Origin of the sequence: Lacipirellula sp. (assembly GCF_965279485.1) — a bacterium.
Taxonomy (GTDB): Bacteria; Planctomycetota; Planctomycetia; order Pirellulales; family Lacipirellulaceae; genus Lacipirellula.
In genome coordinates this window covers 1,813,991-1,826,176 of the sequence record NZ_CBDIIC010000002.1, presented here as the reverse complement: position 1 = coordinate 1,826,176, position 12,186 = coordinate 1,813,991, and the positions used below count along the sequence as shown (strand labels likewise).

General features: G+C 62.4%; 10 protein-coding genes. 5 read left to right on the top strand and 5 right to left on the bottom strand.

Features of this window, described 5'->3' with window-relative positions; all coding sequences use genetic code 11:
* Positions 1–74 precede the first annotated feature (74 nt).
* Both ACQY7R_RS14935 and ACQY7R_RS14930 read right to left on the bottom strand, forming a co-directional pair.
* Complete coding sequence (locus ACQY7R_RS14935; RefSeq protein WP_428306388.1) at positions 75–1,157, bottom strand: mannose-1-phosphate guanylyltransferase; 1,083 nt, start codon at positions 1,155–1,157, stop codon at positions 75–77.
* 205 nt (positions 1,158–1,362) lie between these two features.
* Positions 1,363–2,463 carry a thiamine phosphate synthase gene (locus tag ACQY7R_RS14930; protein WP_428306387.1) on the bottom strand — a complete coding sequence of 367 codons (1,101 nt, stop codon included), beginning with the start codon at positions 2,461–2,463 and terminating at the stop codon, positions 1,363–1,365.
* A gap of 414 nt (positions 2,464–2,877) precedes the next feature.
* Between ACQY7R_RS14930 and ACQY7R_RS14925 the strand changes: the two genes are divergently transcribed.
* Both ACQY7R_RS14925 and ACQY7R_RS14920 read left to right on the top strand, forming a co-directional pair.
* Positions 2,878–3,522, top strand: a complete 645-nt coding sequence (locus ACQY7R_RS14925; RefSeq protein ID WP_152100801.1) for a tetratricopeptide repeat protein — start codon at positions 2,878–2,880, stop codon at positions 3,520–3,522.
* A 62-nt stretch (positions 3,523–3,584) separates the two neighbouring features.
* Positions 3,585–6,176: an ATP-dependent Clp protease ATP-binding subunit gene (locus tag ACQY7R_RS14920; RefSeq protein WP_152100800.1), complete on the top strand. Its 2,592-nt coding sequence runs from the start codon at positions 3,585–3,587 to the stop codon at positions 6,174–6,176.
* A gap of 160 nt (positions 6,177–6,336) precedes the next feature.
* Here the strand turns inward: ACQY7R_RS14920 and ACQY7R_RS14915 are convergent, their stop codons facing one another.
* From ACQY7R_RS14915 to ACQY7R_RS14905, 3 genes are read right to left on the bottom strand one after another with little or no spacing between them, the layout of a single operon-like run.
* Positions 6,337–7,569: a secretin N-terminal domain-containing protein gene (locus ACQY7R_RS14915; protein ID WP_428306386.1), complete on the bottom strand. Its 1,233-nt coding sequence runs from the start codon at positions 7,567–7,569 to the stop codon at positions 6,337–6,339.
* A gap of 10 nt (positions 7,570–7,579) precedes the next feature.
* Positions 7,580–8,197: an anti-sigma factor family protein gene (locus tag ACQY7R_RS14910; RefSeq protein ID WP_428306385.1), complete on the bottom strand. Its 618-nt coding sequence runs from the start codon at positions 8,195–8,197 to the stop codon at positions 7,580–7,582.
* A gap of 30 nt (positions 8,198–8,227) precedes the next feature.
* The gene (locus tag ACQY7R_RS14905) at positions 8,228–8,848 is read right to left on the bottom strand and encodes an RNA polymerase sigma factor (RefSeq protein WP_428306384.1); all 621 of its coding nucleotides are present in this window, start codon (positions 8,846–8,848) and stop codon (positions 8,228–8,230) included.
* Between the two features lie 426 nt (positions 8,849–9,274).
* Between ACQY7R_RS14905 and ACQY7R_RS14900 the strand changes: the two genes are divergently transcribed.
* The 3 genes from ACQY7R_RS14900 (at position 9,275) to ACQY7R_RS14890 (ending at position 12,157) form a co-directional block, all read left to right on the top strand.
* On the top strand, positions 9,275–10,051 hold the full coding sequence (locus ACQY7R_RS14900) for an MlaE family ABC transporter permease (protein ID WP_428308899.1): 777 nt from the start codon (positions 9,275–9,277) through the stop codon (positions 10,049–10,051).
* A 91-nt stretch (positions 10,052–10,142) separates the two neighbouring features.
* Entirely contained in the window at positions 10,143–10,952 is an 810-nt protein-coding gene (locus tag ACQY7R_RS14895) for an ABC transporter ATP-binding protein (RefSeq protein ID WP_428306383.1), read from the top strand.
* A 98-nt stretch (positions 10,953–11,050) separates the two neighbouring features.
* Positions 11,051–12,157 carry an MlaD family protein gene (locus ACQY7R_RS14890; protein ID WP_428306382.1) on the top strand — a complete coding sequence of 369 codons (1,107 nt, stop codon included), beginning with the start codon at positions 11,051–11,053 and terminating at the stop codon, positions 12,155–12,157.
* Positions 12,158–12,186: the final 29 nt, after the last annotated feature.

The window sequence follows — 12,186 nt, the reverse complement described above, 5'->3', positions numbered from 1 at the left end:
ATCGGTGATCAGTGATCAGTGATCGGTGAGAACTTCTGCAATTCCCGATCACGGATCCCCGAGTACCAGTCACCTTACAAATACTCCTTCCAGCCCTTCGCTTCCAACAACTTCACCACTTCGCGAACCGCCTCTTCATCATTCTTGTTCGCCACCAGCGTCGCGTCGGGCGTATGAACGACCAAGCAATCCTTCATGCCAATGGTGACAACCAAGTGCTTGTCATCAGTGCGGACGATCGTCCCCGTCGTGTTGATGCCGACATGCTTGCCGACGATCGTGTTATCAAAGCGGTCGCTGCCGGCGAGGCGGGAGATCGATTGCCAACTGCCCAGATCGTCCCAATCGTAGGGCGCTTCGATGACCGCGACGTTCTTGGCGTGCTCCATCACCGCGTAGTCGATCGAGATTCCTTTGATCGCCGTGAACTCGCGATCAAAAACCTCTTGCTGCTCTGGCGTCCCCCACGCGGCGCCGATCTTTTCGAGATGGGCGAGCATCTCTGGCTGCCGCTCCTTGAGAGCCGTGAGGATCGTCTTTGCCTTCCAAATGAAGATGCCGGAATTCCAGAGGTAGTCGCCTGAGTTGACGTACTCGGTCGCTGTGGCGTGGTCGGGCTTCTCGCGGAACCGCTTCACGACGAATGTTGGCGCCGCTTCGTCGTGGATGTCGATTCGCGACCCGCGTTGGATGTAGCCGAAAATTTCCGCCGGGTAGTTCGGCCGAATGCCGAAGGTAACGATCTGGTCGGGCGTCTTCTTGATGAGCGTCACCGCCTGGCGGATCGAATCCTGAAAGCGGCTGGCGTTGCGAATGACATGGTCGGCCGGCAGCACCGCCATGATCGCGTCGGGATCTTGCTTCGCCACGAGCAGCGCCGCCAGGCCGATGCAGGGCGCCGTGTCGCGCTTGCATGGTTCGCCGACGAGCGAAGTTTCCGGAAGTTCCGGCAACTGTTCGCGCAGCGCCGGGATGAGCCGCTGGTTGGTGACGATGAGCGTTTGCGCCGGCGTCACGAGGTCGCCGAGGCGATCGACCGTTTGGCGGATCATCGTCTGTTTGCCGACGAGCGCGAGGAGCTGCTTGGGCATGTCGGCCCGGCTAGCAGGCCAGAAACGCGTGCCGGCGCCGCCGGCCATGATTACTGCGTGGAGCATAGGGGGAGTCGTGATCGGGGATCAGTGACTGGTGATCGGGAGTAGCCGCCGGTCAACGACCGGCCGGAGCAGTATTGTAAAGGATTTACGATTTGGGATTTATGATTTCTGACGCGAGCATGCGGAGCGGTGGCTCGCCGGCACATCATAAGTGAGAAATCGCGGAGCTTGAATTGGGACGCTCCGGCGGGCCGTTGACCCGCGGCTACTGGTGGAGCGCCGCTTGCAGGGCTTTCGCGGCCGCTTGCGGGTTGGGGGCGGCGGTGACTGCCGATGCTACTGCGACGCGGCGGAAGCCGGCCGCTACCACGTCGCCGACGTTCTGCTGGGTGATTCCCCCAATCACGAACGCCGGTAGTCGGATCTCCGCGGCGACTTGGCGGACGAAGTCGAGTCCCGGAAACGCATCAAACAATTTGGTCTGCGAAGGGAACGTCGGCCCAACGCCGAGGTAGTTGGCGCCATCGAGCACCGCCGCGCGGGCTTGCTCGATCGAGTGGGTCGAAACGCCGATCAACTGCCGCGGGCCGACGATCGCACGGGCGTCTTTCACCCGCATGTCGTCTTGGCCAAGGTGGACGCCATCGGCTCCGACGATCGCCGCAACGTCGGGGCGGTCGTTGATGATGGCGAGCGTCTTTATCCCCCTCCCTCGAAGGGAGGGGCCAGGGGAGGGATTCAATTCACCGCTGTTGCTCGCCTCTCGCTGACCGGCCGCCGCCACCAGCCGCCGCCCCCGTGCGATCAACTCGCGGTCGTCGAGCCGCTTATCGCGCAGCTGAATCACACCCACCCGCGCGGCGATTAGCTGATCAACCAACGCCGCGAACGCCGGTTCCGAATCGCACCCGTCGACCAGCACATAAAGCCGCGCGTCGCCCAGCCGCTCGTTCGCGTCCACCGTCCGCCCCACGGCCGCTTCGAGCGTGTAGAGCCAGTACCGCAGCCGCTCGAACTCCGCCGCCACGGCCGGCAGCGACACCTTCGAAAACTCCTCCAGGCTCCGCAGCGACTGCTTCACCCGCTCCAAACTGGCAATGCACACCTCCCAAGCATCGCGGCGGGTCGCCTCGCTTGGCGTCGAAACGGTCGTGCCGACGTCGGACCGAGTGTCGCGGGCGGCATGCCGCTCCGGCAGCGGCAACTGCGAGCCAGCCGCCGCCAAGTCGTGCCGCAGCTGTTTGAACTGCTCGGTGAGATGCCGGTCGTCGAGGACGAACCGCACGTAATCCTCGACGACGCGCAGCCCCTCGGCGGCCCGGTTGAGGGAGGCGTCGAGGATGCGGATGGGGGCGGAGTCGGACATTACTTCATATATAGCTGAGGCGGTTGGGCGCCGGGCGGCGGCGAAAAACTGAAATTGCTGGCGCCGGGGGCGGGACGCCCCGGCTCGCTGAGGGCGGGGAATTCTCGCTGGAAACCGACCTCGCCGCTTGCCGGCATTATCGTTATCTTCCCCTTCTTCCCACGGCGAAAGGTGTCGTGCCGCCGCCGCGTGCGCACGATGGCGTTCCGCACGGCACAATCGCACCCCGTAAGTACCAGATCGACGCACGCTAAACCCGTACGCCCCATGTGGTTGCCTTGATTGGGCCGCCCCGCGGGCTAGACTTTCACACCGCAGTTGCCGACGAGTCGGGGGATCACGCACTTTTAAGTGACGGAGATACCCTCGGCTCGCGGTCCGCGGGTGAGCGACGGCAGGAGACGAACACCGATCGTGCCGCAGCCCAAACTCCACTGGTCGGCTTATCTCTGGCCGGGCCTTCCGCAACTCTGGATGCGGGGGTCTTGGGTCGGGTTGACGCTGGCGGTAGGATTTACCGCGCTGGTCAATGCGCTCGCGGCGACGACCTTCGTCTGGGACGAATGGTTGCCGGTGCGAATTCGTTGGATCGCGCTCGGGGCGGCGGGAGTGATTTGGCTCTTGGCGTGGCTCGAAGGGCGAGCCGACTGGCGTCGACTCGTGTCTGAACTGTCGGCTGGCGAAAACGCAGCCGTCAGCCCGGACGAGCGGTCGGATGTTTGGTTTCGCGAAGCTCAGGCGGCGTACCTCGCGCACGACTGGGTTTCGGCCGAGCAGACGCTGCTAAAATTACTGAAGCAAGACCCGCGCGACGCGGAGGCCCGCCTGATGCTGGCCACCCTGTTGCGACATGAACAACGAACGGATGCGGCCGTCGAGCAACTCAATCGGCTGGAGTTGCTGGAAACGGCCGAAGCGTGGCGACACGAGATTGCGCAAGAGCGTGAACGAATTCGTTCCGCTAGCGTAATACCAGAAGACAAGATTTACGAATTACCGACTCAGGAAGAGTCGACCAAGACAATCGCCGATGCGTCAGTCGGGAAGATCGCTGCCTAAGCCCCAATGATCAACCGCCGCCGACGCATCGGCTAGGGACCACACCAGGGGAGGTAAGGGCTATGTACGAACGGTTTACAGACCGCGCCCGCAAGGTGATGCAGCTCGCCAATCAAGAGGCGCAGCGCTTCAATCACGAATACATCGGCACCGAACACGTGCTGCTGGGCCTCATCAAAGAAGGTTCCGGCGTCGCTGCCAACGTGCTGAAGAACCTCGACGTCGATCTGCGCAAGATCCGCCTCGAGGTCGAGAAGCTCGTCCAGTCGGGACCAGACATGGTCACCATGGGCAAGCTCCCGCAGACGCCGCGCGCCAAGAAGGTCATCGAATACTCGATGGAAGAGGCCCGGCATCTGAATCACAACTACGTCGGCACTGAGCACATCCTGCTCGGCCTCCTGCGTGAGCAGGAAGGGGTCGCCGCGCAAGTCCTGATGAACCTCGGGCTCAAGCTCGAGGAAGTCCGCGAAGAAGTTCTCAACCTGCTGGGCCACGGCCTGGAAGGCGAAGAGAGCGGCGGTCGCGGCCGCGCCGGTAGCGGCGGAGGTCAAGGTGGCGGTGGCGGCGGCGGCGAAGGCGGGGAAGAACGCGAACGGGGCAAGACCTCGAAGAGCAAGACGCCCGCGCTCGACAGCTTCGGCCGCGATCTCACCGAACTCGCCCGGCAGCGCAAGCTCGACCCGGTCATTGGTCGTGAGAAGGAAATCGAACGGGCGATCCAGGTTCTCTGCCGTCGCACCAAGAACAATCCGGTGCTCCTCGGCGAAGCGGGCGTCGGCAAGACGGCCATCGTCGAAGGGTTCGCTCAACGCGTCGTCGACGGCAACGTGCCGGAGATTCTGCTCGATCGGCGGATCGTGGTCCTCGACTTGGCGATGATGGTCGCCGGCACGAAGTACCGCGGTCAGTTCGAAGAGCGGATCAAGGCGGTGATGAACGAAGTTCGTCGCGCGAAGAACACGATCCTGTTCATCGACGAGCTCCACACGCTCGTCGGGGCGGGCGGCGCCGAGGGCGCCATCGACGCCTCGAACGTGCTGAAGCCGGCCCTCGCCCGCGGCGAGATCCAGTGCATTGGCGCCACGACGCTCGACGAATATCGCAAGTACATCGAAAAGGACTCGGCGCTTGCTCGCCGGTTCCAAGAGGTGATGGTCGAGCCGACTACCGCCGAAGACACGGTGAAGATTCTCGAAGGTCTCCGCGACCGCTACGAGGAGCATCACCGCGTGCAGATCACCGACGACGCGATTGCCGCGGCCGTCGAGCTGTCGAACCGTTACATCACCGGTCGTTGCTTGCCGGATAAGGCGATCGACGTGATCGACGAATCGGGCGCCCGCGTCCGGCTCAAGAGCATGTCGAAGCCGCCGAATCTCAAGGAGATCGACGAGGAAGTCGAACAGCTCAACCGCGAGAAGGAAGAAGCGGTCGCCAATCAAGACTTTGAGAAGGCGGCGAGCCTCCGCGATCGGGCCGACAAGCTCAAGAAGAAGAAGAACGACATCACCCGTCAGTGGCGCGAGAAGTCGCGTGAGAACGGCGGCGTGGTGGACGAGGAAGTCATTGCCGAGGTCGTCTCGAAGATGACAGGCATCCCGCTCACGCGGATGACGACCGAAGACACGATGCGCCTCATGCAGATGGAAGACGAGCTTCACAAGAAGGTCATCGGCCAGCATGAAGCGATCAAGGCGATCGCCAAGGCAGTGCGTCGCAGCCGCAGCGGGTTGCAAGATCCGAAGCGGCCGACCGGCACGTTCGTCTTCGCCGGCCCGACCGGCGTCGGCAAGACGTTGCTCGCCAAGGCGCTGGCCGAGTTCATGTTCGGCGATGAGGAAGCCCTCATCCAAATCGACATGAGCGAGTACATGGAGAAGCACAACGTCAGCCGATTGATCGGGGCGCCCCCCGGATACGTCGGCTACGAGGAAGGCGGCCAGCTCACCGAGCAGATTCGCCGTCGTCCGTACGCGGTGGTGCTGCTCGACGAAATCGAGAAGGCGCACCCCGAAGTCTTCAACATGTTGCTCCAGCTCATGGAAGAAGGCCGACTGACCGACAGCTTTGGTCGCAGCGTCGACTTCCGCAATGTGGTCCTCATCATGACCACGAACGCGGGCGCCGAAGCGATCAAGAACGAATCGGCGTTCGGCTTCCAGAAGCCGGACGACGACGCCGGGTACGACAACATGAAGCGTCGCGTGACCGATGAAATCGAGAAGGTCTTCCGTCCCGAATTCATCAACCGCGTCAACGACATCATCGTGTTCCACCACCTGACGACCGTCGACCTGAAGCAAGTGGTCGATCTCGAATTGGCCAAGGTTCGCAAGCGTCTCAACGAGAAGGGCCTCGTGCTCGAACTCGCCGACGAGACGAAGGAATTCTTGATCAAGAAGGGTTCGAACACCGACTACGGCGCCCGTCCGCTGCGTCGCGCGATCGAATCGTTTATTGAAGATCCGTTGGCCGAGGAACTGCTCAAGGGCGAGTTCAACGGCAAGGACACGATTCGCGTCGGCGTGAAGACCGTGGCCGACAAGAAGCAACTCGTGTTCGAGGGGCTGAAGCTGCGGGGCGACGCTCCGGAGCCAGTCGGCGCGGGAGTCGGCGGCAAGGACGAACCCTCGTCCGACGATGCCGAGTAAGCGAAAGCAATCGAAATGGCGAGCCGCCGGGTTCACCCCGGCGGTCTTCCCAAAGTTCGATCGATACCAACAAAACAGCCCCGACCTAGCTAGGCCGGGGCTGTTTTCGTTTGCGGCGTAAATATGCGCGTCAGTCGTCGAAAATCAAACCAATACGTACTCACTCCTCTGGAGCAAAGCTCTCCGCCTCGACGACCTGCACCACGAACGCAAACCGCGTGGAGTTGAGCTTAGGAGTACTATCAGGGGACGTCGAAACTTCCTCCGTGGTAAATATGCCTTCCTCGCTGCCTCGGTGCACCTTGCGAGTCGGAGGCATTCCACCGCCACCTTCCATTCCGCGTCCCGCCGGCATTTCCATGCCATTACCCATTTCGGTTCCGGCAATCACCGAGTTCGCCGTGCCGAGCACCATGAAATGCCCAATCGGCGCCGCAAGCGAGCCGTTCATTTCGCAAACGGCGCCCCCGTTTTCAATCGTCAGATGCATGTCGACCAGCGAACGGTTGTCGGCGGTTGCCGACAGGTCGCCGTTCAGAATCATTCGCATTGGCTGCTCGAACAGCACGGCGGGGACTTGCGTGGAGAACGGCACCGCGCCGGCGTTCTCTTCGACTGAGATCGACGTTGCCGTCTGGGCGACGAGACGTGGGACTTGGATGCCAAGTTTGTTAAGCGATGTGAAAACCGTGTCCGGCAGATATTCGTCTGGTACGTCGAAGTCCGGCGCATCGTCGGCAATCCAGTACACCCGCAGCATCAGCGTTCGCCGCGGGGAGGCCTGTTCCTTCGGTGCGAAGGCGCTGACCGGCGGCGCCGAGAAGCCGTCCCGGCCCGCGACGGCGAGGTCTTCGAGTTTGATCACCAACTGCTCGACCTGCGGCAGCGCCTCGGCTTTGCCGAAGACGATCAGCCCGTTGGAAGCTTCGTCGATCGCAATCCGGATTGGCTGCGTGCCGATGAGTAGTTTGATTTTGTCGGCGGCGGCGTCCGCGGACGTGTTCTTCATCTGGAAGACGCGGACCTCGGCGTCTGGAAGCGGCGGCAGATCGGGCGTCGCGCTGCTCTGCTTGTATTCATGAATCACCTCGCCGATGAGTTGCTTCGTCTTGGCGAGTTCCGCCTTCGTGTCGTCGAGTTCCTTTCGCATCGACCCGATGACGACTTGCTCGTAGGGCTGCTCGACGGCGACCGTCGAGTCGACGAACGCGGAGCTGATTCCGGTTGAGCCTTCGTCCGTTGCCGTCGACCGTTTGGCCACCGCTCCGAACGGATCGGCTTGCTTCGGGGCGTCGACCTTGGTTTCGTCGGCTGCGACGGGGCGTGCGACGACTAGCACTCCTACGGTGAACAGGCCCCAGAGCCATTTCGTCGATGATGAAAAGTAAACCATAGCGTGTTATTTAACCTCCAATGAGTTCTTGGTACTTGGCTTCCAACTCTCGCTGCCGTTGCATGCGACGGTCGGCGTCAGTGGTCGAGTAAAACTGCACGATCGTGACTTCGGGCGATTCGCTGGCGATGGGAATCGCGATACCGTCGACGCCGGCCGTGAACCGGGCGACGGTTTGTGTTTTGACTTGTTCCCGCGGTTGCGCGGGCTCTTCTAGCCCCGGGCTTCGCCCGGGGGCGCCGTCGCGTTGGGCAACGTTGTGCGGCGTGGTAAGCGACCCCCGGGCGGAGCCCGGGGCTAGGGGGAGGATCCGCCACGCGATGGTGGCGACAATGGCGACGCTCGCGGCGACGGCGAAGCTAGCCGTCAACAACCGGCGTTGGCGCTGTTGTTGCGTCGCCGCGGCGATCGAGTCGCTCAGCGCCGTTTGCAGCGTTGCCGGCGCCACCGGGTTCTTCGCAACTGACGACCGCAATGCCGCATCAATCCACTGCTGCTGCGCCACCGCATCGCGGCAGGCCGCACAATTCGCCAGATGCGCTTCGAATCGCAGCGCCGCCTCGCCCGCGAGTTCGCGGTCAAGGTAGTCGTCCAGCGACGTGCATTCGTTCTCGAAAGATTCGTTCATCGCCATGTTCACTGAAAAAGCGCGGAGTGGTTAAGTTTCCGTTCGCACCCCGCGGAGTTCGTCGTCAATTGGTTTCAACCGCTCCCGCATCGTCCGCCGCGCGAGCGACAGGCTCGCCCGCAGCGCTTCGACCGAAATCTCCAGCACCTCGGCCGCTTCTTCGTTCGAGAGCTGTTCGATCGTCACCAAGTGAATCGCCTGTCGCTGCCGCGGCGGCAGCGCGTCGAGCGTCGCCAACACCGCGTCTACGGTTTCTTGTTGTTCGAGTCGCCCCGCGGCGCCAAGCGCCGAGCAGGCCGGTTCCGCGTCCAACTCCGCCGTCGGCCGGGCCGTGCGGAGGCCGTCGCGGTGGAGGTTGGTCGCGATCCGCAGCAACCAGACCCGCGCGGCCGCCGGCTCGCGGAGTTTCGCCCGCTGCCGCCACCCGCGGAGGAACGTTTCCTGCGTGAGGTCTTCCGCTAGCTGGGAGTTGCGAACCAACCGCAGGGCGTACCGGTAGACGACGTCGGCATGCACTGCCAGCAGTTCGTCCACAGCGGTCGCCCCCCTCGTTCCCTGCAGGTCGGCGCCGTCGGCAGTCCCGTCCGCCGCCGGCGGGTTCGAATCCCAGCCTGCTATAAGTGAAAGACGAAGCTGGCGGGGGATCGTCAAAGGGAAATTGGTGAAAAGAGAAATCTGTGCTGTGTTCGAAGCTTCGTTCGCATTTCTAGCCCCGGGCTCCGCCCGGGGGTCGGCTTGAAGTAGAGGCGACGTTCCATGGGGTGGTGCGCCACCCCCGGGCGGAGCCCGGGGCTAGGGAAAACATGCCGCCGCATCTTACGCCTTTTGCCACGCCAGCCAAAATATTTCGCCCCGCAGGGTTTGCTCAAGCGGAATGGTTTGCCAAGTCGATTCCTTCCCAAGGGATGGTCCCCGGAGCCGGCGCGCGCCCGCGCCGGGCGATCAAGGCAAGTCAGCTCCAGAGACGGCGAGCGAACGATGTCGACCGGCACACTACCGACGAACGATCAGCTAAGCCGCGGCCCGCTCTGGCGGGTCAGCGAGGGGATCGCCGATTTCGGCGCCGTCGTCATCCGCATGATCGAAGGGCTCGGCGATCTGACGCTCTTCGCCTGGAGCGCCTTCCTCTGGATGGTCAGCCGTATGCCGCGGCGTGACACGCTCATCAACAACATGTACGCCATCGGCGTGCAAAGCCTGCCGGTGGTCGCGATCATCGGCGCGTTCACTGGCATGGTGCTGGCGGTGCAATCGTACACGCAGTTTCGCAACTTTGGGCTCGAAACCCAACTCGGCGGCGTGATCAACAAGTCGATGTTCCGCGAACTCGGGCCGGTGCTCGCCGCGACGATGCTTGCCGGCCGCGTCGGCAGCGCGATGGCGGCGGAACTCGGCACGATGCGCGTCACTGAGCAAATCGACGCCCTCTCGGCGATGGGCGCTAACCCGATTCACTACCTCGTCGTGCCGCGGTTCATCGGCTGCCTGACGATGATCCCCATCCTCACGATCATGGCGATGTTCATGGGCGTGATCGGCGGCGCCTACTACTGCATTCAATTCCTTGGCATCGACTACCACTACTACCGCACGAACTCGCAGCGGTTCGTCGAAAACTGGGATCTGTTTTACGGCGTCGCCAAAAGCGTCGTCTTCGGCGCCGTGATCGGTATCATCAGTTGCTACCGCGGCTTCAACTGCCTGCCAGGCGCCGAAGGCGTCGGCCGCGCTGCGACGACCGCGTTCGTTTACTCGTTCGTTTCGATCATCATCCTTGACCTGTTGGTGAGCATCGTGCTCGATCAGATCTACCTTTCGATCTGGCCGGTGGCGCCATCGTTGTTTGGAGCTTAGGAGGAAAGAGGGTTCGGGGTTCAGGGTTCAGCAGAAGCGGCCAATTTGCATTTTTGCCGAACCCTGAACCCCGACGCCTGAACCCTACGCCATGGTTTCCGCTTCACCCTTAATCGACCTCCAAAACCTCACCGTCCGTTTCGGACGGCAGACGGTGCTGCGCGATGTTTCGATTAGCATTCCTGCTGGTCAAACGCTCGCGGTGATCGGCGAGAGCGGGTGCGGCAAGACGGTGCTCCTCAAGACGATCATCGGGCTCGTCGCGCCGACCGGCGGCGCCGTGGAGTTCGATGGCCGGCAGTTCAGAACGCTGCCGGAGCGTGAGCTCGCCGCTCAGCGGACGCGGTTCGGGTTCGTGTTTCAGAATGCGGCGCTCTTCGACAGCATGACCGTCGCCGAGAACATCTTGTTCCCGCTGAAGCAGCACCGCGAAGATAGTGCCGCCGACCAGGAGCGAGCGATGCATTCGCTGCTAACCGAGGTCGGTTTGCCGACGACAGTGCTCAAAAAGTACCCGGCGGAGCTCTCGGGCGGCATGCGGAAGCGCGTCGGCTTGGCCCGCGCCCTGATCATGCGGCCCGAGGCGGTGCTCTACGACGAGCCGACCACCGGCCTCGACCCGATTATGAGCGACGTCATCAACCAACTGATGATGCGCACGCGCGACAAGTTTGAAGTCACCAGCGTCATCGTCACGCACGACATGAATACAGCGCGCAAGGTGGCCGACCGGGTGGTGATGCTCTACCCGCTCAGCCGGTTGCAGCCCAACGAATCGCAAATACTTTTCGACGGCCCCCCCAGTGAACTTGATAAGTCGACCGATCGACGCATCACGCAGTTCATCCATGGCGAGGCGGGCGATCGCATGACGGAACTCGCAGAACAAGCAGGAGGATAGGCCAACGGCCGTCAGCTATCAGCTATTAGCCAGAGGAGCCTCTTCCAATTGCTCCGCTCTGGCCGACAGCCGGTAGCCAATAGCCGACAGCTCCCAACATGAACGAACGCACCAAACAATTTCGCGTTGGTCTTGTCGTCTTTTTCTTCATGCTGATTTGCAGCATTCTCGTCGTGCTGAACAGCGACTTCTCGGCGTTGCCATTCCACGATACGTACAAGGTGAACTTGCTCGTCGACGAAGCGCCAGGCGTGGCGCCGGGGACGCCAGTGCGCCGGCGCGGCTTGCCGATTGGTCGCGTCGCCAACGTCGAGGATACCGACACTGGCGCCCTCATCACGATGGAAATCCAAGACGGCAAGCACATCAAGTCGAACGAACTTGGCCGTATCCAAACCTCGCTCGTCGGCGACGCGGTGATTGAGTTCATGCAAGTTTCGTCGCCGATCGGCGCCGCGACCGTCGCGCCTGAGGCCACGGTGAAGGGGAAGTACGTCTCCAATCCGATGGACATGATGGCCGACATGCAGGGCGACTTGAAGCAAACGATCATGTCGCTCGGCGACGCCGGCAAAGAAGTCGCGGAACTGGCTGATCGTGTGAACCAGGTTCTCGGCGAGAACGACATGCAGCGGGTCAAACATCTTGTCGAGTCAGCCGACCAGGCGATGCTGCAGTTCTCGCAAGTTACCGCCAACCTGAACGACATCGTCGGCGACCCGATCCTCAAGCAACAACTCAAGGATGGCCTCGCGCAGTTGCCGAGCCTCGTGGGCGACGCGCGGGCGATCATGGGCGCTTTGCAAGGAGCGCTCCGCTCTGCGGATGAAAACCTCAAGAACCTGCAAGGCCTCACCGGCCCGCTCGGCGACCGCGGCACGGCGATCGTCGCCACGCTCGAGCAAAGCGTGCGCAATCTCGAAGAACTCCTCGGCCAAGTGGCGCAACTCACGCGCAACGTCAACAACAGCGAGGGGACCGTCGGTCTGCTGATCCACGATCGGCAGATTTATGACAACCTCAACCAAACGATCGCTCAAGCGAACGCGGCCGTCGGCGATGTTCGCAAGATCGTCGGCAACCCGGAACTCAGTCGCCGCATCGATCAGATTCTCTACAACGTGTGGGTGCTGACCGATAAGTTAGCCCGCGACCCGGCGCGCTTGGCGCGAGGCATCGTCAATCGCGAGACGCCCATCAAGTAGGGTTCAGGCGTTGGGGTTCAGGGTTCAGC